Source organism: Bacillus sp. JNUCC-22, from assembly GCF_018861275.1.
GTDB lineage: Bacteria > Bacillota > Bacilli > Bacillales > Bacillaceae > Bacillus > Bacillus velezensis.
On sequence record NZ_CP076408.1, the window covers coordinates 1,297,401 to 1,318,603 of the forward strand.

Sequence of the window (21,203 nt, forward strand, 5' to 3'; positions counted from 1 at the left end):
GAAGGTGAACATGTGAGAAGCTGTCTGCTGTCTATATGGTACTTACTTGATCCGCTTTATTTCTTCTTTACCCGGCTGACGCTGATTGATAAACGGCAATCGAATGTATTCCGCGTCCGTTTGACTAGATATAAAGGAAAAGAAGTCATCCTGAGCGACGGAACCAGAATTAAAAAAAACGACGTGTTAGTTAAAATTCATCTTCATAATGTCAAACTCCTGAAAGAGCTGCAGCCTATTGAAAGCGCGGTCAGAAGGGGGATTATGCTATATCAGAAGGTATATCAATCCATGCCTCATTTAGCGGATTATATTAACCAGCATAAACGGAAAGACGAGATTAAGGGAGTCGTCGGCATTACAATGCTTCATAAAGGAGCGGCGAGACTCGGTTTTGATGTGATAAAACCGTCCAGCGGCTGCTACAGGCTGTTTAAGAAAGCGGCCCATATTCCCATTTTATACTTTACTGCAAAACAGCTCACCCTCAAAAACATTCCTTATTCCTGCTATTTATTTATTTCCAAAGAAAAATTGATGTGCACGTATCAGACTGAAAAGAGCTGACAAAAAGCGTCAGCTCTTTCTCTTGATTTGCTCAAGCACGATTGAAAGCGGGCCGTCCTGCGGATTCCTGTAAAAATCATAAAACGGATCTCCCTCTGTCCTGACGCGGTTCACTACTGTATCGATCGTATAATCATCAGGTGTTAAAGAGGAGTTGACTTCGCTCCAATAAAGGGGAGCCGCAACCGTTCCCAATTCGTTGCCCCGGGTCGAATAGGGGGCGATAATGGTTTTCCCTTCGGCATGCTGCAAATAATCTAGGTAGAGTCTGCCGTTTCGGTTTTTGATAAACCGCTCTGTCGTAAAAAGATCCGGGCGCGTCCTGACGCAATAATCGGCGATGAGCATTGTGAACGCACGGGTTTCTTCATAGGTGAATGCTTCCGGTGAAAGCGGGATGTAGAGCTGAATGCCTTTATTTCCGGAGAGCTTCGGGAATGACGTAATGCTGAATGAGTCAAACAGCTGTTTCAGCACATGCGCAGCCTCCACAGCCATAGGGAAATCATTCCTTGACGGGGGATCAAGGTCAATGACAATCTCTGCGGGCCTTTCAGAATGAACTTTCTGAAACGGAACGTGAAATTCAAGCGCCAGCTGATTAGCCAGCCATAAAAGTGACGGTATGCTGCTGCATACGATGTGCTCGTGGCTCCCGTCAAACACGCTTGAGACAAAGTCCGGCGTGTAGTCCGGTTTGTTTTTTTGAAAAAAAGATTCGCCGGGCGCGCCGTGCGGATAACGGATCACCGTGACGGCCCGATCTTTAAGAAAGGGCATAAGAAAATCGCTCATTTTCACCATATAACTAAGGAAATCTGCTTTCGTTTTTTCACGTTTTTTAAAAACAACCTTATCCAGGCTTGTGAACTGCAGCTTCGGCGGCAGCGTTTTAGAGTGAAGGATAAGCTGCTGATACGTGCATTCCGTCCAATCCATTTCAAACTGAAAAGACACAAAAGATACTTCACGCAGCGTGTCCTGCAATATGGTTAAATACTGCACGGTCATGCAGATAGAAGGCTCAAGTGTATACTCGCCGCTTTTTTGTTTTTTTCCGTGGGTCTCCATAATGGTTCTGACGGCGTTTTTTTCTTCCGCCTGCATGCCGTGGGAAACGGAAGCGATCGGGACGGCGGTGCCGTCTTTTAAAACAGAGGCCGTTACATACCCGTTCTTCGGATTAAACCCGGTTAATAGCACATGTGCCGTTTTCATATGTTTATACTTTTGCCAGTCGGGAGAGCGTTTATTTTCCGCCCAGCCGCTTGATGCTCTTTTTGCTACGATACCTTCTCCGTCATGGCGGACGACCTTGTCCCAAAGCACATCAAAGTCAGTGTGTTCCGGAATGTATTGAATCGCTTCTTCCGCTAAGTGATGAGGGCAGGCGGGAAGATTTGCTTCTTTAAACAGTTTGGAAAGGGCGCGTTTCCGTTTCACATACGGTAATGTGACGGTGCCCGCGCCTTCCAGAACGAGGAGATCAAATGCCAGAAAGCGGCACGGCCGTCTATCAGCGGTGCTTTCAATTGCTTCCGTCCGTTTTAAACGACCGCGGATTTGAAGATGCTCAAAGTCCGCTCTGTACGGATTGATTAAATAGACAAGCTCTCCGTCAAGCGTAATGGGGAACCTGTCTTTCATGTGCTGAAAACACCGGGCCGCAAAAGCCGTGATTTCCGGAAATTGATTCGTCAGCGTCTGTCCGTTTCTGCTGGTTAATGTAACGCCGCTTTCATCTATGCGGAGAAGACAGCGGAATCCGTCATACTTTACCTCATAGCGCCACTCACTGCCTTCAGGCGGTACAGAGGTCAAAATCGGCTGCATCGTCAGCACCATGATTAAGACGTTCCGGCTTTTTGTCTGGTCGTCTTCTGCTTTTTGCCTCCGCCGCCTGCTGACGCGGCGTCTTTTGTCCGCGCCGGTGCAGCCTGTTCGCGATCCGGCCGCTTCGTCCGGTCAATGCTTGCCTGAAGCGCGCTGACAAGATCGATGACATCTTCGCGCGGGCCGGCAGCAGCCGGTGTCACGCCCGCTTCTTCATGTTCGAGCTTATCGTTAATTTTAGAGAGAAGGGCTTTCCGGTATGTGTCTTCGTATTGTTCTGGGTCAAACTCGGTTGTCAGCTCATTAATTAACGTAATCGCCGTCTGCAGCTCTTTTTCATTAACGGCTGTCTGCTCGGGAACGCCCGGCACATGTCCGGCATTTCTGACTTCATCCGGATAATGAATGGATTCCATCACGATGCAATTGTCATACACGCGAAGAATCGCAAGCTGCTGTTTAGAGCGGATCGTAATGGAGGCAATCCCGATTTTACCCGTCGTCCTCAGCGCTTCCCGCAGAAGTGTATAGGCTTTTGTGCCGTTATCTCCCGGCCCGACATAATACGACCGGTTAAAATAAATCGGATCAATTTCCTGCAGCTGGACAAAGTCAACAATCTCAACCGCCTTTTCTTCATGTTCCTGTTTTACGTTTTTCAAGTCTTCGTCTGTCATAATGACGTATTTCCCTTTTACATACTCATAGCCTTTCACGATTTCATCAGGCTCCAGACTCTTTTCACATCCGGTGCAGATTTTTTCGTATTTAATCGGCGCATGGTCTTCTTTATGAAGACTGCGGAATTTTATATCTTTATCTTCAGTGGCCGCAAAGAGCTTGACCGGGATATTGACGAGGCCGAAACTGATCGAACCCTTCCACATCGTGTGCATGAATAAAAACTCCTTTTTGTCTTTATTGTGGATAAACGGGTCCGTTCCATGTGTAGCAACTTATGGGTGATGCGGCATGGAGCGGCTGTTCCATTTCCTCAGGCGGAAATGGTCGGCTGAAAAGGAAATGAATTCTTTATTTACAATCAGTGAATCGGTAAGTTCTTTAAAGCGCTGAAGTCCCTGAAAATCATCAGCGGTGATCAAAAAGATTATACAAAATCATTCCCCGGGAAATGCCCCGCATTCCCATGTAGTGACTGAGAAAATTTCCCGCTCCCATATGAACTGAATCCGCGGTCAGCCGCTGCTTACCGCGAGGGGTGATTTTTCCGGAGAACTTAAGTGATATAACCGCCGCCAGACAAGCAATCAGGAGACAGGCGGGACGTTGTATTGCGCATGTCATTCCCTCCCGCTATACCGATCTGAAACGACTCACATTTATAACGGGCATGTCTAAAAGATATTTCAGACTCAAGGTTTTGTGTTAAAATCATTCTTAAGTTTCAGAATATAGACGTAAGCCGGGAGTGATAAATCATCGAAGATTTCATCATATCAATAATTGAAGCGTTTAAAAGCTTATCTTACGCCGGAATTTTTTTGGCGCTCAGTATAGAATTCATCCCGGCGGAAATTGTTCTTCCGCTTGCGGGCTATTGGGTCTCAAAAGGGGATATGACACTTGCCGGGACCGTGTTTGCCGGTTCGCTCGGCGGTGTTTCAGGTCCGCTTGTCTTATATGGAATCGGCAGGCTGGGCGGTCGGCCGTTTTTGCTGAAATATGGAAAGTATATATGGCTAAAACCCGAATCCCTGCAGAAATCAGATGATTTCTTTCAGAAGCACGGAGGTTTGGTCGCGTTCAGCGGCCGTTTTATACCGGGGGTCAGGACGCTGATTTCTTTACCGTGCGGCATTGCGAAGATGAATGTCTGGGTGTTCTCTCTATATACATATGCAGCGATGCTGCCGATTACATTTGCTTACGTATACCTCGGAATGAAACTCGGGGAAAATTGGAAAAGCGTCGGTTCCATTCTCGATCAATATATGCTGCCGCTCGGTATATTCATTGTGTTGCTTCTCATTCTTTGGATGTTTTTAAAGAGAAGAAAACAGCGGGCCAAAACAGAAGAAATTTCTCAATTTGTTAAAAAAGTTAAGCGTTGACAAATGATGAAACAGGCTTTATCATGAGCGTATAAACAAATATTTCTTGAAATCCCAAAGGGGAGTAGCGTCCGGATATTCCGGAAACAAAGTCGTCAATTCATGGATCATATCCATCGGCTTTGTTGGCATGCCAATCATTCATGTCTAGCAAGACCTTTGCCTTATATCGGCAAAGGTCTTTTTTGCGTAAAAAACCGCCGGTATAAGCTCGGATGATAGAAAAAAGAAACGGAGGGAATGGATTGGACTTTGCATTATTATTGGAGTACGGATGGGTTCTTCTCGTTTTAATCGGGCTGGAAGGGATTTTGGCGGCGGATAACGCGCTGGTGATGGCTGTGATGGTGAAGCATCTTCCTGAAAAACAAAGGAAGAAGGCTTTATTTTACGGATTGGCGGGCGCATTTATTTTGCGTTTCGGGTCGCTGTTCGCCATTTCTTTTCTGGTGAATGTTTGGCAGGTCCAGGCCGTCGGCGCTTTATATCTGTTTTACATTGCGGTCAGCCATTTGCTGAAGCGGTATGTATTTAAAGATAACGCCGGTCAGAAAACGCAGAAAGAAAGCGGGTTTTGGCAGACTGTCTTGAAAGTGGAGCTCGCGGACATCGCTTTTGCCGTTGACTCCATTTTAGCGGCGGTCGCGCTTGCCGTAACGCTCCCGGGAACACAGCTTCCTGCCATCGGCGGCTTGGACGGCGGTCAGTTTCTCGTTATTTTAGCCGGCGGCGTAATCGGTTTAATCATTATGCGTTTTGCGGCATCAATGTTCGTATCCTTACTGAAAACCAGGCCGGGCCTTGAAACGGCGGCATTTGTGATTGTCGGATGGGTAGGCGTGAAGCTCGCTCTTTATACATTGGCCCATGAGGAACTCGGTATAATTCCGGCAGATGTCATCCATTCGGCGGCCTGGAAAATCATTTTCTGGGCGGTTCTGGCTGCCATTGCGATTTGCGGATGGTTTATGTCAGGAGCAAAACAAATAGAGTCTGGCGCGGCATCGGAAAAAAGAGAACACGCGTAAAATGATCAAAAAGGGAGTCTGGCTTTTTAAAAAGCAGGTTCCCTTTTTTGTTTGAAGCGCTTACATTTAAGACATATGATAACAATTTTATAACAGCATTGTTACAAAAAACACAGAGAAAACCCCCTTAATTCTGCATGGGGGCACGAAATCATGTATAGTACGTCTTATTGGCTTGTCATAATTGAGACAAATGAAATCGATTTCTCTTTTTCTTCCTTTGCGAATCCCTACTAAATTAGCTATGATTATGAGTAGTTATAGGGAGGAACTGAGGTGAAACCAGTGCTTAGCCTTTTGTTTAAATTGGGAAAAAAGAAGCAAACGCTTGAAACATCTGTTGAAAAAATACAAAAAGGCGACAAAGATCTGCAGAACGATTTAATACAGCAATATAAGCCTTTTATCGCGAAGACGGTTTCATCCGTTTGTAAACGATATATAGATGAAAAAGACGACGAATTCAGCATCGGGCTGATCGCGTTTAACGAAGCCATTGAAAAATATTCGGCTGAAAAAGGTAATTCGCTGCTTGCATTTGCAGAGCTGATTATAAAAAGAAAAGTGATAGACTATATCAGAAAAGAAGCAAGAACCGCTCAGCATATCAATATGGATGTGCAGGAAGGCGACGACCAGGAATCTTCGCAGAGCCTTATCGAAGCGGAGCTTTCCATTGATGAATACCGCAAACAGATAGAACAGGAACAGCGCCGGGAAGAAATTCTTTTTTTTCAGAAGCAGCTGAAAGAATACGGCCTGTCTTTTAAAGAGCTGCTGGAACAATCGCCGAAGCATACAGATGCGAGGCAGAATGCGATTAAGGTAGCCTACACGCTTGTTGAAAATGAAGAGCTGGCGTCCATTTTGCACCATAAAAAACAGCTTCCTGTCAAACAGCTGGAGCAGCTCGTGTCGGTCAGCAGAAAAACGATCGAACGGAACAGAAAATATATCATCGCCATGAGTATTATTATTACCGGTGATTATATTTATTTAAAAGATTATCTTAAAGGGGTGTTGCACTCATGAGAAGAGGGATCATAGTAGAGAAAAATAAAAAATTCGTCACGTTGCTAACCCCTGACGGACAATTTTTAAAAACAAAAAATGATCACCGCACTTGTGAAATCGGAGAGGAAATTACGTTCGAAGGCGAAACGCGTATGGGAAGAAGGGCCAGCTTTTTTGATTTTCTGAAACTGCGCCCTTTTAAATTGGGAGTGTTTACGATGACTGCTATTATTTTGTTTATTTTAATTTTGCTCCCGGTTTTTTCTGATAACAAAGCTTACGCATATATGACGCTTGACATTAATCCCAGCATTGAAATGGCTTTAAACAGCAAATATGAAGTCATTGAACTGACACCGCTGAACCATGACGCCAAACAGGTCATCAGTGACATTGGAGATTGGAAAAGCAGCGATTTTAAGGAAGTCATCAGTAATATTATTACCGATTGCAGCAAGCATGGATATGTAAAGGAATCAAAAGAGATTTTAATTTCCACGGTTTATGAAAATACAGATGACAATACATATAAAAAAGGCGTTAAAAAACAGCTGGCTGACATGACTGAAAAATATAAGGGCACCTACCAGGTCCAATCGCTTGAATCTGATATGGAAACAAGAGAAAAAGCAAAACAGGAAGGGATGTCAACAGGCAGCTACATAAGAAGAAACGAAAAGAAAACAGAAGAAAAACAGCCTGAAAAGCAAACCGACGGCAATGAAACAGATCAAAAAGATACCGAAACAGACGCTGATCAAAGCGAGCAGCCGGACACAGACAAGCCGGCGGCTGATGAAAAGACAGCTCCTGATGAAGAAAAGGCAGCAGAGAAGCCGGGAAACAATGAAACAACGCCCGGTACGGAAGAAGCGAAGCCGGACAGTCAGGACGGCAATCAGCAAACCGAAAAAAATGCAGCTTCCGGATCAGAGGAAAACACACAAAAGGAACAAGATGGGGAAACAGAGCAGCCCCCAACACAAAATCCTCAGGAAAACGGAAATGACAAAGAGCCTAAGCAAAAGTATTACAATCATTACTGGAATCATGATCGCAATGAACATTGGGAATCCTATCGGCATCATGAAGATTCGTCAGACCGAAGGAATCCGAACGGCTACCGGCACGGAAAGGAGAATGCCGATAAATATCAAAATTCGCCGAGAAGTCCCGGCGAATAAGCTGCATTATTGATTTTTCCCGTTTAATTGTGATTGAGCCTGCTGTACAAGACGTTTTGTCATTTCCCCGCCTACAGAGCCGTTTGCGCGTGCTGCTGTATCAGAGCTAAGGTTCACGCCGAATTCTTGAGCCACTTCGTATTTAAATTGGTCAAGTGCCTGCTCAGCCCCTGGAACTAAGAGTTTATTTCTGCTCGCCATCTTTTTCATCTCCTTTTCTCTGGCAAGATGTGTTTTCGCATTTTAGTTTCAAACGGAACGGTATTGATTATGCTGGCAATTGTTGTACAGCAAAAAAACCCCGGCGCAGACACCGGGGCGAAGAAGCGTTATGAATTATAATAAATGGCTGATCATTTTGTAGGCTGAGGCTTGAATATGGAAAGTCAAAACGGAGAGCACCGTGACGGCGATTATGGATCTGATATCGTTCCATTGTCCGCTTCCGAGTTCTTTAAAGCAGCCTTTGAGCTTGTCCGTCTGCTCTTCGACGAGCTCCTGCAGGCTCGTTTCCTTCATCGGCGGGTTTGCCTTATGATGAAGATAATCAATCACTTGGGCGCAGCTTTCATAGTAGCTGATCGGGCTGATGACGTCATCTGATCTGTCTGTGATCGTGTTAAAAGCGATTTTTAATATGCCGCGTATATGTTCGAAGTCATAAATTGATTTTAAATCACGTACAATGAGAAGGATGACAGCTTGTTCAATTGTATATTTTTTGCCGAGTAAGGGGTGGCCGATTAAATCTTTAATATCGCGCTTCACCCAGTTTTGGACGGCGGTTGATTTTAAAGACGTCAGCTCGCACAGATTTCCCAGCTCGACAATCTCGTTAGTTGAAAGCCCGTATTCCTTTTTCTCTTTTTTTCGTTCGAATCTCGTAAGAAATTCAGGGATATGCAGACGGCTTTCCGCTTCATCCAAGGTCATATCCGCTGATTGCAATAAGATTTGGAGAGGGGTTGCGTCTCCTTGGCCTTTTAACGCGTAAAGAAGCCGGACCATATCAGTTCGGGTCAGTTTAAACGTGTTCATGGTTCACCTCTGATTGATTACGTGTTACTTTCTAATATCAATGAGAATTACATTAACATCATACGTCGAAAATGTTGCATTTTCAAACAGATCATTTATAATTTAAGTAAATAAGTTCTTTTGATCTTAAAAAAGACGGAGGTAATTATGGCGAAAAGAATATTTCTGTTTATTTTAACGAACCTTTTGGTCATTACGACAATCGGAATTGTGCTTACGATTATTACAAGCGTTACCGGTGTCGGCTCGTATATACAAAATGGCCGCATTGATCTGATGGCATTGCTCGTGTTCAGTCTTGTCGTCGGTTTTGTCGGTTCTTTTATTTCTCTCGGAATGTCCAGATGGATGGCCAAAACGATGATGGGCGTCCGGGTGTTAAATCCGAAGAAACAGTCGCTCAGCTATGAAGAACAGCAATTGGTTGACCGTGTGCACAGATTGTCCCGTGCCGCAGGGATGACGAAAATGCCTGAAGTCGGCATTTATCATTCCCCGGAGGTCAATGCTTTTGCGACCGGGCCTTCTAAGCGCCGTTCGCTTGTCGCAGTTTCTTCAGGTTTATTGCAGCAGATGGATGATGCTGCGGTGGAAGGGGTTCTTGCCCATGAAGTCGCACACATCACAAACGGTGATATGGTCACGATGACGCTGCTGCAGGGAATCGTCAATACGTTCGTCGTATTCCTTTCCCGAATCGCGGCATGGTTTGCAAGCCGCTTTGTCAAAGAAGACCTCGCGCCGGTCGTTCACTTTATCGCGATGATCGTGTTTCAGATTATCTTTTCCATTCTCGGCAGTCTTGTCGTCTTCGCCTACTCGCGTCATAGAGAATTTCACGCTGACCGCGGCGGTGCAGACCTTGCCGGCAAGGATAAAATGATTCACGCCCTGCGTACGCTGAAGTCTTATACAGGACATGTGAATGAAGAGGACCAGACGGCGGTGCAGACGTTAAAAATTAACGGCAAAAAGCATTCGTCACTGTTCTCCACACACCCTGATCTCGATGAGCGTATCCGCAGGCTGGAAGCAAAATAATCAACAAAACCTCTGACAATCGTTTCAGAGGTTTTTTGTTTAAAGATCGGCAAATTACATAAGGTAATGAAAAATCTTTCTAAAAAGACCTTTAAAAATTCTCCCAATATCATTAGAATAATTACGTACTACATTTGAGAGGCAGAAGGAACTATCTTATGAAATTAAAACTGAAGAAATTCATACAGATCTTGTCGCCTGCACAGCTGATTGCATTATATTATTTTCTTGCTGTAACGGTGGCATTTATTTTGCTAAGTCTGCCGGCCGCCCACAAACAAGGGGCCAGCTGGTCGTTTATAGACGCGCTGTTTACGGCTGTCAGCTCAGTCAGTGTCACCGGTTTAACGGTCGTCAACACGGCTGATACATTCAGCACGGCCGGGATTGTCATTTTGGCTTTCGTGCTTCAATTCGGCGGAATCGGCATCATGACGCTCGGAACATTCGTCTGGCTCATTATGGGCAAACGGATCGGTCTGCGGGAACGGAAGCTCATTATGGTGGATCAGAATCAATCGCAGTTTTCCGGTATCGTCAACCTGATGAAGCAAGTGCTGTTTTTGATTTTATTAATCGAGTTTTTAGGCGGCATCATCTTAGGAACATATTTTTTAACGTATTATGATTCGTTTGAACAGGCGTACTTGCATGGATTCTTTGCGAGCGTCAGCGCCACGACAAACGGCGGTTTTGATATTACGGGAAATTCACTCGTCCCGTTCAGACATGACTATTTCGTGCAGTTTATTACGATGCTTCTGATTATTTTCGGTGCGATCGGTTTTCCGGTGCTCGTAGAAGTAAAAGACTTTTTGTTTTCAAAACAGCGCAGATACTCATTCACGCTGTTTACGAAAATTACGACCGTTACGTTCGGAATGCTCGTTTTGTTCGGAGCCGTGGGCATTTATGCGCTTGAAGCAAGCCATGTCATGAAGGGGAAAAGCTGGCATGATGTTTTATTTTTATGTCTCTTTCAATCAACCGCTACGCGAAGCGGCGGGCTTGCGACAATTGATATCAGCCAGCTGTCGGCGCCGACATTATTTTTCATCTGCGCCCTCATGTTTATCGGCGCATCACCGAGCTCGGTCGGCGGCGGAATCCGTACGACGACATTTGCGCTTAACCTGCTTGCCCTGTTTCATTTTGCCCGGGGGAATAAAGCGGTCAAGGTCTTTAAACGCGAGCTTCATCAGGCTGATGTCATGAAGTCGCTGGTCGTCACGATGATGGCGATTCTGCTCGTGTTCGGATCGACGCTGATTCTGTCCGTGACGGAGAAAAATCAGACGCTCCTCGGACTGCTTTTTGAAGTGTGTTCCGCATTCGGAACGACCGGCCTGTCGCTTGGGATTACTCCGCATTTAAGCGACATCGGAAAATGCGTGATCATGATTGTCATGTTTATCGGCCGGATCGGCATTTTGACGTTCCTTTATTTGATCGGCCGAAAAGAAATCGAAGCAAATTATCACTATCCGAAGGAAAGAATGATTATCGGCTGACACCGCTTTTTAGAAAGCGGTGTTTTTTATTGCCGTAAAATGGATGTGTGGAAACAGTTTCTTTGGAGATTCTACTTGTAAAGAGGTGACGTCATTGTTTGCCGTATTTTGGAAGTCGGTAGTTATGATAGCGGTCGGTACCTTTTTATTGCGGATTGCCGGACGGAAATCAATCAGCCAGCTGTCGGTGACCCAGACAGTCATCATGATTTCGATCGGCTCGATTATTATTCAGCCGTTCATTGAACATAATTTATGGGAAACCATTTTCGCGGCGGCGATTTTTATTGCGGTATTAATCCTGATGGAATATTTAGAAATCAAATCAAGCTTTTTTGAGTTTTTATTTTCAGGAAAAACCGTCGCCGTTGTCAGAAACGGAAAAATCATCCCGGAAAACTTAAAAAAAATGCGTTTTACCGAAGCTCAGCTGTCAATGAGGATCAGGCAGGAAGGCCTCGGAGACATTCAAGATTTTAAATATGTGCTGCTTGAGCCGAACGGACAGATCGGCTATGAACTCATTGATGAGGCCAAAAACGTGACAGTGCGCGACTTGAAAGAAATGCTTGATGAATTCAAAACAGATTTGCTGACAGAAGGAGGAAATCAAATGAAACGCAAAGCAGCAAAGAATGAAGCTTTGACCAACAACAACACACCGACTGAGAGCATGGACAAAGATGCATACAAAACACAATATGACGGTGATCCCGGACTGAGAGGCGCAAACCGCAAATCAAAACACGGCAAACAAGGAGGCGAGTAACATGACGAAAAAAAACCGCCACAGCAAAGACATGCAAAACCATAAAAAGCCGATGGACCCTAAATTGCTTGAAGAAGAGTTTGCAAGCGAGCTCGGTGATTATAACGCCGGAAAATGGATTGAAACGCTTGAACAGACGAAGCCAAAGAAAAAAGAAGACCGCAAACAATAAAAAATACCTCTTAGGCGGCAACGCTTAAGAGGTATTTTGCATTATTTCGAATAAGCACCGTTTCTTGTTCCTTTCACCGCTTCAAGCCAGCCGGTGATCCGCAGCTCAATAAACGGCTGTGCGGCCGTTTTCACCGCATTGCTGGAGAGAATGGACGTAAGAGCGGCCGTTAAAATTAAGAGCATGACTAAATTCTGATAATCAGACAAGTGATCTTCAAGCCCGATCTGCCGCAGCGTTTTTATAATGAATCCATGCAGCAGATACACGTAAAACGTTCTCGTCCCCCATTTCGTAAAGAAATAACGCTTTTGCGGAACGAGCGCCAAAAAGCTGAAAGTGGCGGCAAAGGCCAAAACATACCAGCCGATGCGCGACAGACCGCTCAACAGCGACACTGTGCCGAATGTAGAATAAGGCTCCGATCCGAACAGCCACGAGTAATCAAAATCAATACACCAGCATAACAGGAAAACAATCCCCAGTACGCCCGCGGCAATCTGCCTGCCTCTTTTAGCCCGAAGCAAATCAAAGTGCTGTTTCTTTAAATAAAACCCGACGAGAAACATCGGTAGAAAAACAAACGTCCGTGAAAGACTCAGCGTGCTGCTGATAAAATCAAGATACCCGATCATGACGGCAAGCCCGCAGCTCGCCCCAAGCGCCCACATTTTCGGCAGCTTCGTAAAGGGGTAAAGCAGCAGATTCCAAAAGAATAAGCTGACTAAAAACCAGAGAGACCACTGCGGATCAATCGGATTGACGCTTGCCATGCTTTCATCCTGAATCAAATAGTAAAAAACTGAGTAAATGCCCTGAAAAATCAAGTACGGAATAATCAGCTTCACAGCCAGCTTCTTCACATAACCTTTCCGCTTAAAGTTTTTTGCGAAATAGCCCGAAACCAGGATAAAGGCCGGCATATGAAAAGTATAAATGAATTTGTAGAGATGGAGCATAAACTCATTTCCGTTAATAAATGACCGGAGGATATGGCCGAACACCACCAGAAAAATCAAGATAAACTTGGCGTTGTCAAAGTAACTGTCTCGCGATTTTGTCATAGCATCACCTTCTCTTCAAAAATCATCCACTGCATGATTATTTCCTGTTGGTGTTCATTTTAAAATAAAAAACAAAAAATTGAAGGAGGACAAAAGGGATTGTTAGGATGATGTAATGGGGAGGTAAGGATCGTAGAAAAAGACTTTAACTTGTCATATCATTGAAATTTTCTGAAATGTATAGGGCGAATGAAGGAAGATGAGGTATTTTGTAGAAATATTGAAGGATAGGTTTTTGAAGAAGGAGTGTACTGAATGGCTGAAACTCTGGATTTGCAAACAAACGAGTCGCTGAAAGAGCAGCTGAAGCGGATGAAAGAGGAAAATGACCGCCTGAAGAGTGATTTGAACCGGTATCACGTGATTATGAATAACACGCTTGATGCCATTTTTATATGCCGTAAGGAAATGAAAATCGTCCAGGCGAACGAGGCTGCGGCCCGGATGATGCAGATTGAGGCAGAGAGCCTCATTAACCGCTCAGTCCTGGATTTTTTATATTCCGTGCCTCAGGAAGAACTGAATAAGGCCGTGAAAAAGTTTTTAAAAAAAGGCCATCTGTGGAAAGAGGTGCCGATTAAGCTTGACAGCGGCGCGACGAAATACATTGAATTCCTCGCCAGAGACGGAATTGGGGAGGATTATTTTTTTGTGGTGATGAGGGATATCTCCTCTAAAAAAATATTAGAGCGCGAATTCTCCATGAACGAGCAGCTGTTTAAAGATTTGTTTGACAGGGCTGTCGACGGCATCGTGCTGTTTGATAAGGACGGCGGGTTTATTGATGCGAACCTCTCTTTTTGCAAAAGCTTTGAGATCGGCCAGAATGAATTGTCCCATCTGTCGCTCCGCCATTTTACCGACGGAGAAAACAAAAAGCATCTGAAAGAAATCTGGGAAACCCTCCGCAGAAAAGGAAACGCCAAAGGAGAACTGCCTGTCAAGCTTCGGTCGGGCGAAGAGAAGCTGTTTGAATTTACGATTACGTCCAACTTAATCAGCGGGTTCTACATGTCTATTATGAGAGACATAACAGAGAAACGGCTGATGGAATTGAAACTCTTTAAAAGCGAAGAGCGACTCCGCGAAATTTTTGAAAACGCCATGGACGCGATTGTCATTTGGTCTGATGACGGAAAGATTGCCAAAGCAAACGAATCGGCGTGCCGCATTTTCGAACTGCCGATGGATAAGCTGGTGGAGCGGAATTTATGTACGTTTATCGTTGATCCGCAGAAAAAATACAAGCAGATTAAGAAGAAATATGAAAAATACGGAGAAATCCGTGAAGAAATGCTGTTTCAGATGGCAAACGGCCAATTTAAAGAGCTTGAGTTCACATCAAAACGAACCATACTTGAAGGTCAGCATTTAACCATTTTAAGAAATGTCAGCGATCGTAAGCGGATGGAAAAAGAATTGCGGGAAAGCGAGCTGAAATTCAGAAAAGTATTCAACGGCTCAATGGACGGCAAGGTCTTATTTGACAACCAATTCCGCATTATTGACGCGAATCCTCTCGCAAGCCGTATACTCGGTATGCCGGATGAGGAGCTGAGAGCGTACACCGTTCCGGATATTCTTTCTCTATTTGATATTGAAAACGCGGGTGTTCCCGCCAGAAAGATTGATTTAGAAGGAATGGATAATGAAATCCCCTTCCTGTTAAGCAGCAGCGACAGCCGCAAACTGGAATTCTCCTTCAAAAGAAATATCATTCAAAATATGAATCTGGCAATCTTTAAAGATGTCACAGAGGCCAAAGAGCTTGAAGAGAGGCTGCGGAAATCCGACACTCTTCATGTTGTAGGGGAGCTGGCGGCGGGCATCGCCCACGAAATCAGAAACCCGATGACGGCGCTGAAAGGGTTCATTCAGCTTCTTCAAGGAAGCATTGAAGGCGAATATTCTCTGTACTTTAACGTCATTACCTCAGAATTAAAACGCATCGAGTCTATCATCACTGAATTTTTAATTTTAGCGAAACCCCAGGCGATATTATATGAAGAAAAAGACGTGACGCAGATTATGAAAGACACGGCTGATCTTTTGAATGCCCAGGCCAATCTTGTCAATGTGCAGATCCATCTGAACCTGACCGGAAACATCCCGCCGATTTACTGTGAACCGAATCAATTAAAACAGGTGTTTATCAATATTTTAAAAAACGCCATTGAAGTCATGCCGGGCGGCGGCAATATCTACGTGACCATTCAGTCTTCTGATCAAGACCATATTTTGATTTCTATTCAAGATGAAGGAACAGGCATTTCCGAAGACAAATTAAAACGTCTGGGTGAACCATTTTACACGACAAAAGACAGGGGAACGGGCCTCGGCCTCATGGTCAGCTATAAAATCATCGAAGAGCATCAGGGCCGCATTCATGTGGAAAGTGAAGAAGGGAAGGGCACGGTTTTTCATTTGACGCTTCCGGTCCGGCAGAATACCGAGGAAAGAAGGAGCGGGGAATGATCTGTTTTACAAGTGTGAGAGCGCCGTTTGGAACCGTCATCGTAACAGAGGAAGAGAGCTTTATTACCGGCCTGTTTCTCACCGGGGAAGATTTTGAGGAATGGCGGAAAGACGCGCCCGGCGTAAAGCCGTGCGAAACCGCTTTGCTGTCGGAGGCGAAACAGCAGCTGGCATCATATTTTTCAGGAGAAAGAAAGCAATTCTCTCTGCCTCTGAGACAAAAAGGCACACCCTTTCAGGAAAGGGTATGGAACGCGCTGACGATGATTCCTTACGGGGAAACCCGAAGCTACGGCGATATGGCTGAAGCGATCGGAAAACCGAAAGCGGTGCGCGCCATCGGACAAGCCAATAAACGAAACCGGCTGCCGATTTTGATCCCTTGCCATCGGGTAATCGGCAAAAACAGCGCCTTAACGGGATACGCGGGCACGAAGACGGATGTAAAAGCGGTGCTGCTGAACATCGAACAAATATCCTATAAAGAAAAATAAAGCGTATGGCACGTTCCGTTTTTTCACGTCCGACATATCATTTTATTAAGTGAAAAAAGTTGGTCTGATGAAAAAGGAGGACGAAGCCTGATGAAAATGAGCCGTCCGCAAAAGATAGCCGGTTATGCAGAGCTGTTTTTTAAAATGCATCTCATTACAGCCGTCCAAAAAGATGAAGTGATTACATTGTGCAGACAAAAAAACCGCTGACATTGCCTGAGGCAATATCATCAGCGGTTTTTCAGCTCAGCTGGCAGTCAGTGAATAATTGTTCAATTTCTTCCGTGTAAGAGCCGGTCACAATTCCTTTCTCGGTTATAATGCCGGAAATCAGGCTGCCCGGTGTGATGTCAAAGGCCGGATTGAAGACCGGCACATCTTCGGGAGCGGTGCGTATGCCGGAGATCTGTCTGACTTCATCCGGATCTCTCTCTTCAATCGGAATCTGATAGCCGTTTTCAATCTGCAAGTCAAATGTCGAAAGCGGTGCGGCCACAAAAAACGGAATTTGAAAGGCGTTTGCCAAAATAGCGAGGCCGTACGTTCCGATTTTGTTGGCCGTATCACCGTTTTTTGCAATTCTGTCAGCGCCGACAATGACTGCAGAAATATGTTTTTCCTTCATTGTATGGGCGGCCATGCTGTCGGTAATGAGCGTGACATCAATTCCGCCCTGCATCAGCTCCCACGCCGTCAGCCGTGATCCTTGGAGAACGGGTCTTGTTTCACATGCGTAGATATGAAGGCCGAGGTCTTTTTGTTTCGCTAAGTAAAAGGGAGCAAGCGCCGTACCGTACCGGCTTGTGGCGATCGAGCCCGCATTGCAGATGGTCATGATCTGGTCGCCTTTTTTAAAAAGGTGCAGCGCATTTTGGCCGATCATACGGCATGTTTCTTCATCCTCAATCTGAATTTGAATGGCTTCATGAACGAGCGTTGTCTTCGCTTCATTGATTGAGGTCGCATCCCTGATGGAATCCGTCAGTCTGTCAAGCGCCCACGCGAGGTTGACGGCAGTGGGCCTTGAACTGTTTAAATATGCTTTGACATCCGCGAACTGACGTCGGAAATCTGAAAGGTCGCGGGCTTCAAACGACTTGGCGGAGAGCGCGAGTCCGAACGCCGCGGTTATACCGATGGCCGGGGCGCCCCTTACTTTCAGCGTGACAATCGCGTCGAATACATCTTCCTTTGTTTTAAGTTCCGCATATTCAGTGACGTCGGGAAGCTTTTGCTGATTTAAAATGCGGATGTAGGTTTCTTTCCATTCTACAGAACGGGGGATGGCAAATTCATTGGTCATGCTGCATCATTCCTTTACACGGAGCTTAAATTGGTCCAGAACCTCGGTGATATGCTTCAGTTCTTTTCTGTTTTCGATATAATAGGCGCCGATGTCAAGCGCCAGCTTCTTCCGTTCGATTCGTTTGTCAAACGGAGTGATTTCATCTAAGTCAGCCACATGAGCGAGTCCGATCGTGCGCCGGATCAGTTCGCATCCCGCAAAACCGACCGCTTCCTCAAACGCGTTTTTCAGTGTGTCTTCCAGCAGGTGTCTGCGGGAAGGCAAGCAGTCTTTCTCCCATGCTTCACTGAATGTTTTCACAAATGTATCCCATACGGCGGCAGTATGATCATATAACGGCTGTCTGTCGTCACCGTCGCGGCTGAGGGCGTTTAACAGCAGATTGGCGATAAATTGGCCGATGTCAAACCCGATCGGTCCGAAGAAAGCAAACTCGGGGTCAATCACCTTTGTTTCATGTTCATCTGCGAAGATGCTTCCCGTGTGCAGATCGCCGTGAACCAATGTTTCCGCGGAATTCAGAAAGATGGCTTTCAATTCGTCAGCGCCTTCTTTCAGCCGGGAATTGTTCCAAACTTTTTCTGCGTATGGGCGCAGCTCCTCTTCAAAATCGTTTGTCTCATGGTCGAGAAACGGTTCTGTAAACACAAGCCTTTCCGTAATATTGCAAAGCTCAGGATTTGTAAACTGCTTTGCGAGCTGCTGCTTTACTTTCGCATCAAGCGCATAATCGGATGAGTAAAAGAGCGTTTTCCCTAAAAATTCACCGATATGAACCGATAAGTTCGGATAATGCTGCCCTTCCAGCAGCCCTTTTCTTGAAATTCGCAAATGCGAGAGGTCTTCCATTACCGTGACGGCCATTTCAGTATCGGAATAGTAAACGGCCGGAACGAGGTGCGGCACGTGTTCGCCCTGGCGGATGAGGGCGCTGCTTTCGATTCTCGCCCGGTCAATGGTAAGCGGCCAGCTTTCACCGACGACTTTCGCGTAAGGAATCGCCTGTTTGATAATCAGTCCTTTTTTGTTTTCGTTATCGTAAACATGAAAGACGTAATTTAAATTGCCGTCGCCGATTTCACGGCATGTCAGAGTGCTTTTGCTTTGGAATAAGCCGAGCTTGACGGCTAACGCGGCGGCGGAGCTTTCTGTTAATTGTTCATAAAGACTTGTTTTAGTTGCTGACATGGATTTACCCTCCAATTATGTAGTGGCAGTAAGAGATCGTGACGGAGAATACGCCCGAAAAAAAGCCTCCTTCTCTGAAAGAGAAGGAGGCTGAAACAGTGCAGTCCGCCTCTTATCTCTCAGATAACATCTGATGGAATTAGCACCGTGCCTTATGAGACAATCGTCTCGGCGCAAAATGTACGCGCCCCATTTCACAATGGAATTACGGTCGGTTGCTGTTGGGGTCAAAAGGCCAATCCCTCGCCCAACTCTCGATAAGAGAAAAATATATTGATTTGTATCACAATTCGGATTAATCAGTTGATGAAAATATTAGCAGGTGCCGGATATTCTTGTCAACATTTTTTTGAAAATTAATATAAATCACGCCGCAAGTCTTGGAAAACCGGAATGGTTCCCCGCACGTCCGCGCTTTCTGACACATCGATTTCCGCCCGGACTGCGCCTTCCGTCCGGTCTCCTTCGGCTAAAATCCGGCCCCACGGGTCAATAATCAGGCTGTGGCCGGCAAATTCATTATCGGGATTGGACCCCGTGCAGTTAGAGGCTGCGACAAAACATTGGTTTTCAATTGCTCTGGCGATAAGCAGGCTTCGCCAATGATCAAGGCGGGGCAGAGGCCATTCCGCAGAGATAAACAGGACATTCGCGCCCTGGGACGTATGCTTTCTGATCCATTCGGGGAAACGGATATCATAGCAGATCAGCCCGGCGCACTTGACACCGTCAAGCTCAAAGGAACCGTCGCTGTTTCCTGCTGCCAAGTAAAGGTGTTCATCCATCAGCTGAAACAGATGGGCTTTCTGATACCGCTTCACGATCTGTCCGCTGTTATCGGCGATGTACATGGTGTTATAGACATTTTCGCCTTCTTTGACCGCAAAAGATCCGGCAACGAGGTGTACGTTGTATGTTTTTGCCGTTTCTTTAAGCCATTGTTCCGAAACTTTGCCGTTTTCATCCGCCAGCTGGTCTAGCCGTGTGAGATCATAGCCGGTCGTCCACAACTCAGGAAGCACGATTACATCAGCATGGCGGCTTTCTTGCTCAATCAAAGATTCTGCTTTTTTAAAGTTTTCTGAAGGATTTCCGTATGAAATATCAAATTGCAAACAGGAAACGGTCCATTTCATTTTTTAACACCTCAAGTTTCTCTTTACTTTTTTTATTTAACCATATATGATGATGGACTATCATTTCAAGACATTTTTAGAAGGTGAAAATATGAACTTTGAAATCTCAGATGTACTCAAACAGCTGCCGGAACAATTTTTCGCATCATTGGTGCAAAAAGTGAATCAAAAGCTGAAAGAAGGCAGAGACGTCATCAATTTAGGGCAGGGAAACCCTGATCAGCCGACGCCTCAGCATATCGTTGAAGAAATGAAGCGCGCCGTCGAAAGGCCGGAAAATCATAAATACTCATCATTCCGGGGCGCTTACAGCTTCAAAAAAGCAGCCGCTGCATTTTATGAAAGGGAGTACGGGGTCACGCTTGATCCGGAAACGGAAGTCGCCGTGCTGTTCGGAGGCAAGGCGGGACTTGTTGAGCTTCCGCAATGTCTTTTAAACCCGGGAGATACCATTCTGGTGCCTGATCCCGGATATCCTGATTACTGGTCGGGCGTCGCCCTTGCAAAAGCGAAAATGGAAATGATGCCGCTGACAGAAGAAAGAGGGTTTCTCCCTGATTACAGCGTAATTCCTGAAAAGGTGCGGAGTGAGGCGAAGCTGCTGTATCTCAATTATCCGAATAATCCGACCGGCGCTGTGGCGACAGAGGCGTTTTTCGAGGAGACGGTCGGTTTTGCGGAGCAAAACGGCATTTGTGTCATTCATGATTTCGCGTACGGAGCCGTCGGCTTTGACGGGCATAAACCGCTGAGCTTTTTGCAGACCGAAGGCGCAAAAGAGACGGGAATCGAAATCTATACCTTGTCCAAAACGTATAATATGGCGGGCTGGCGGGTCGGATTTGCCGTCGGAAACGCTTCTGTCATCGAAGCGATCAACCTATATCAGGATCATATGTTTGTCAGCTTGTTTCCCGCGGCGCAGCAGGCGGCGGCAGCCGCTCTTTTAGCGGATCAGGCATGCGTCGCAGCGCAAAATGACAGATATGAATCGAGACGCAATGCATGGATTAAAGCCTGCCGCGATATCGGCTGGGATGTGACGGCTCCGGCGGGCTCCTTTTTTGCATGGCTCCCTGTGCCTGACGGTTATACGTCACAGTCGTTTTCAGATCTGCTGCTCGAGAAAGCGGATGTCGCGGTCGCTGCCGGAAACGGGTTCGGAAAATGGGGGGAAGGCTATATAAGAGTCGGTCTTCTGACAAGTGAAGAAAGACTTAAAGAAGCTGCGGAACGGATCGGGAAACTGAATCTTTTCACCCGAAAAAGCATTGACATATCAGGATAACAATGCGATAATTCAAAATACTT

20 protein-coding genes, 1 pseudogene and 1 riboswitch are annotated in these 21,203 nt (G+C 45.7%); of the genes and pseudogenes, 13 read left to right on the plus strand and 8 right to left on the minus strand.

Annotated features, from left to right (window positions below):
- Positions 1-12: 12 nt before the first annotated feature.
- Positions 13-567 (plus strand): YkoP family protein, encoded by a 555-nt coding sequence (locus JNUCC22_RS06765; protein ID WP_007407215.1) that lies wholly within the window; start codon positions 13-15, stop codon positions 565-567.
- Between the two features lie 9 nt (positions 568-576).
- Here JNUCC22_RS06765 and JNUCC22_RS06770 read toward each other — a convergent pair whose 3' ends face one another.
- Both JNUCC22_RS06770 and JNUCC22_RS06775 read right to left on the minus strand, forming a co-directional pair.
- Positions 577-2,412, minus strand: coding sequence for a DNA ligase D (locus JNUCC22_RS06770; protein ID WP_108654852.1), 1,836 nt, complete (start codon positions 2,410-2,412; stop codon positions 577-579).
- A gap of 2 nt (positions 2,413-2,414) precedes the next feature.
- Positions 2,415-3,296 (minus strand): non-homologous end joining protein Ku, encoded by an 882-nt coding sequence (locus tag JNUCC22_RS06775; protein WP_108654851.1) that lies wholly within the window; start codon positions 3,294-3,296, stop codon positions 2,415-2,417.
- Positions 3,297-3,902: 606 nt separating this feature from the next.
- On the opposite strand from JNUCC22_RS06775, the gene JNUCC22_RS06780 reads away from it, so the two are divergent.
- The 4 genes and pseudogenes from JNUCC22_RS06780 to JNUCC22_RS06795 all read left to right on the plus strand — a co-directional run bounded on the left by JNUCC22_RS06780 (position 3,903) and on the right by JNUCC22_RS06795 (position 7,698).
- Complete coding sequence (locus tag JNUCC22_RS06780; RefSeq protein WP_108654849.1) at positions 3,903-4,472, plus strand: DedA family protein; 570 nt, start codon at positions 3,903-3,905, stop codon at positions 4,470-4,472.
- Positions 4,473-4,602: 130 nt separating this feature from the next.
- Positions 4,603-5,500 (plus strand): annotated as a pseudogene (locus tag JNUCC22_RS06785) (TerC family protein).
- A 276-nt stretch (positions 5,501-5,776) separates the two neighbouring features.
- Positions 5,777-6,532, plus strand: a complete 756-nt coding sequence (sigI, locus tag JNUCC22_RS06790) for an RNA polymerase sigma factor SigI (protein ID WP_044801321.1) — start codon at positions 5,777-5,779, stop codon at positions 6,530-6,532.
- Positions 6,529-7,698 carry an anti-sigma factor domain-containing protein gene (locus JNUCC22_RS06795; protein ID WP_014417566.1) on the plus strand — a complete coding sequence of 390 codons (1,170 nt, stop codon included), beginning with the start codon at positions 6,529-6,531 and terminating at the stop codon, positions 7,696-7,698. Before sigI ends, JNUCC22_RS06795 begins: the two co-directional genes overlap by 4 nt.
- Before the next feature lie 6 nt (positions 7,699-7,704).
- Here JNUCC22_RS06795 and JNUCC22_RS06800 read toward each other — a convergent pair whose 3' ends face one another.
- Entirely contained in the window at positions 7,705-7,899 is a 195-nt protein-coding gene (locus JNUCC22_RS06800) for an alpha/beta-type small acid-soluble spore protein (RefSeq protein WP_003154717.1), read from the minus strand.
- A gap of 135 nt (positions 7,900-8,034) precedes the next feature.
- Positions 8,035-8,736 carry a DUF1836 domain-containing protein gene (locus JNUCC22_RS06805; protein WP_007610930.1) on the minus strand — a complete coding sequence of 234 codons (702 nt, stop codon included), beginning with the start codon at positions 8,734-8,736 and terminating at the stop codon, positions 8,035-8,037.
- Positions 8,737-8,883: 147 nt separating this feature from the next.
- Between JNUCC22_RS06805 and htpX the strand changes: the two genes are divergently transcribed.
- From htpX to JNUCC22_RS06825, 4 genes are all read left to right on the plus strand, one after another.
- Positions 8,884-9,777 (plus strand): protease HtpX, encoded by an 894-nt coding sequence (gene htpX / locus JNUCC22_RS06810; RefSeq protein WP_007610932.1) that lies wholly within the window; start codon positions 8,884-8,886, stop codon positions 9,775-9,777.
- A gap of 158 nt (positions 9,778-9,935) precedes the next feature.
- Complete coding sequence (locus tag JNUCC22_RS06815) at positions 9,936-11,288, plus strand: TrkH family potassium uptake protein (RefSeq protein WP_007610933.1); 1,353 nt, start codon at positions 9,936-9,938, stop codon at positions 11,286-11,288.
- A 94-nt stretch (positions 11,289-11,382) separates the two neighbouring features.
- Complete coding sequence (locus tag JNUCC22_RS06820) at positions 11,383-12,057, plus strand: DUF421 domain-containing protein (protein ID WP_032864618.1); 675 nt, start codon at positions 11,383-11,385, stop codon at positions 12,055-12,057.
- A 1-nt stretch (position 12,058) separates the two neighbouring features.
- Positions 12,059-12,229 (plus strand): hypothetical protein, encoded by a 171-nt coding sequence (locus JNUCC22_RS06825; RefSeq protein WP_007408476.1) that lies wholly within the window; start codon positions 12,059-12,061, stop codon positions 12,227-12,229.
- A gap of 41 nt (positions 12,230-12,270) precedes the next feature.
- Here the strand turns inward: JNUCC22_RS06825 and JNUCC22_RS06830 are convergent, their stop codons facing one another.
- Positions 12,271-13,293, minus strand: coding sequence for an acyltransferase family protein (locus JNUCC22_RS06830; RefSeq protein WP_007408475.1), 1,023 nt, complete (start codon positions 13,291-13,293; stop codon positions 12,271-12,273).
- A 255-nt stretch (positions 13,294-13,548) separates the two neighbouring features.
- Between JNUCC22_RS06830 and JNUCC22_RS06835 the strand changes: the two genes are divergently transcribed.
- The 3 genes from JNUCC22_RS06835 to JNUCC22_RS19510 all read left to right on the plus strand — a co-directional run bounded on the left by JNUCC22_RS06835 (position 13,549) and on the right by JNUCC22_RS19510 (position 16,472).
- On the plus strand, positions 13,549-15,768 hold the full coding sequence (locus JNUCC22_RS06835; RefSeq protein ID WP_216062227.1) for a PAS domain-containing sensor histidine kinase: 2,220 nt from the start codon (positions 13,549-13,551) through the stop codon (positions 15,766-15,768).
- Positions 15,765-16,262 carry a methylated-DNA--[protein]-cysteine S-methyltransferase gene (locus JNUCC22_RS06840; protein ID WP_108654846.1) on the plus strand — a complete coding sequence of 166 codons (498 nt, stop codon included), beginning with the start codon at positions 15,765-15,767 and terminating at the stop codon, positions 16,260-16,262. Before JNUCC22_RS06835 ends, JNUCC22_RS06840 begins: the two co-directional genes overlap by 4 nt.
- Positions 16,263-16,352: 90 nt before the next feature.
- The gene (locus JNUCC22_RS19510; RefSeq protein ID WP_007408472.1) at positions 16,353-16,472 is read left to right on the plus strand and encodes a hypothetical protein; all 120 of its coding nucleotides are present in this window, start codon (positions 16,353-16,355) and stop codon (positions 16,470-16,472) included.
- Positions 16,473-16,503: 31 nt separating this feature from the next.
- Here JNUCC22_RS19510 and mtnA read toward each other — a convergent pair whose 3' ends face one another.
- From mtnA to JNUCC22_RS06855, 3 genes are all read right to left on the minus strand, one after another.
- The gene (gene mtnA / locus JNUCC22_RS06845) at positions 16,504-17,565 is read right to left on the minus strand and encodes an S-methyl-5-thioribose-1-phosphate isomerase (protein WP_007408471.1); all 1,062 of its coding nucleotides are present in this window, start codon (positions 17,563-17,565) and stop codon (positions 16,504-16,506) included.
- Positions 17,566-17,571: 6 nt separating this feature from the next.
- Complete coding sequence (mtnK, locus tag JNUCC22_RS06850) at positions 17,572-18,756, minus strand: S-methyl-5-thioribose kinase (protein ID WP_108654845.1); 1,185 nt, start codon at positions 18,754-18,756, stop codon at positions 17,572-17,574.
- A 109-nt stretch (positions 18,757-18,865) separates the two neighbouring features.
- Positions 18,866-19,020, minus strand: a riboswitch (SAM riboswitch).
- A 92-nt stretch (positions 19,021-19,112) separates the two neighbouring features.
- Positions 19,113-19,892, minus strand: coding sequence for a carbon-nitrogen family hydrolase (locus JNUCC22_RS06855; RefSeq protein ID WP_015239733.1), 780 nt, complete (start codon positions 19,890-19,892; stop codon positions 19,113-19,115).
- A 91-nt stretch (positions 19,893-19,983) separates the two neighbouring features.
- On the opposite strand from JNUCC22_RS06855, the gene JNUCC22_RS06860 reads away from it, so the two are divergent.
- A complete protein-coding gene (locus JNUCC22_RS06860) occupies positions 19,984-21,180 on the plus strand; it encodes a pyridoxal phosphate-dependent aminotransferase (protein ID WP_108654844.1) in 1,197 nt (398 codons plus the stop codon).
- Positions 21,181-21,203 lie beyond the last annotated feature (23 nt).

What these genes read in the sequence shown, in the direction of transcription:
- JNUCC22_RS06770 (WP_108654852.1), bottom strand. Translation starts at nt 2,412, where the DNA reads ATGGTGCTGACGATGCAGCCGATTTTGACCTCTGTACCGCCTGAAGGC.
- JNUCC22_RS06775 (WP_108654851.1), bottom strand. Translation starts at nt 3,296, where the DNA reads ATGCACACGATGTGGAAGGGTTCGATCAGTTTCGGCCTCGTCAATATC.
- JNUCC22_RS06795 (WP_014417566.1), top strand. Translation starts at nt 6,529, where the DNA reads ATGAGAAGAGGGATCATAGTAGAGAAAAATAAAAAATTCGTCACGTTG.
- JNUCC22_RS06800 (WP_003154717.1), bottom strand. Translation starts at nt 7,899, where the DNA reads ATGGCGAGCAGAAATAAACTCTTAGTTCCAGGGGCTGAGCAGGCACTT.
- JNUCC22_RS06805 (WP_007610930.1), bottom strand. Translation starts at nt 8,736, where the DNA reads ATGAACACGTTTAAACTGACCCGAACTGATATGGTCCGGCTTCTTTAC.
- htpX (WP_007610932.1), top strand. Translation starts at nt 8,884, where the DNA reads ATGGCGAAAAGAATATTTCTGTTTATTTTAACGAACCTTTTGGTCATT.
- JNUCC22_RS06815 (WP_007610933.1), top strand. Translation starts at nt 9,936, where the DNA reads ATGAAATTAAAACTGAAGAAATTCATACAGATCTTGTCGCCTGCACAG.
- JNUCC22_RS06825 (WP_007408476.1), top strand. Translation starts at nt 12,059, where the DNA reads ATGACGAAAAAAAACCGCCACAGCAAAGACATGCAAAACCATAAAAAG.
- JNUCC22_RS06830 (WP_007408475.1), bottom strand. Translation starts at nt 13,293, where the DNA reads ATGACAAAATCGCGAGACAGTTACTTTGACAACGCCAAGTTTATCTTG.
- JNUCC22_RS06835 (WP_216062227.1), top strand. Translation starts at nt 13,549, where the DNA reads ATGGCTGAAACTCTGGATTTGCAAACAAACGAGTCGCTGAAAGAGCAG.
- JNUCC22_RS06840 (WP_108654846.1), top strand. Translation starts at nt 15,765, where the DNA reads ATGATCTGTTTTACAAGTGTGAGAGCGCCGTTTGGAACCGTCATCGTA.
- JNUCC22_RS19510 (WP_007408472.1), top strand. Translation starts at nt 16,353, where the DNA reads ATGAAAATGAGCCGTCCGCAAAAGATAGCCGGTTATGCAGAGCTGTTT.
- mtnA (WP_007408471.1), bottom strand. Translation starts at nt 17,565, where the DNA reads ATGACCAATGAATTTGCCATCCCCCGTTCTGTAGAATGGAAAGAAACC.
- mtnK (WP_108654845.1), bottom strand. Translation starts at nt 18,756, where the DNA reads ATGTCAGCAACTAAAACAAGTCTTTATGAACAATTAACAGAAAGCTCC.
- JNUCC22_RS06855 (WP_015239733.1), bottom strand. Translation starts at nt 19,892, where the DNA reads ATGAAATGGACCGTTTCCTGTTTGCAATTTGATATTTCATACGGAAAT.
- JNUCC22_RS06860 (WP_108654844.1), top strand. Translation starts at nt 19,984, where the DNA reads ATGAACTTTGAAATCTCAGATGTACTCAAACAGCTGCCGGAACAATTT.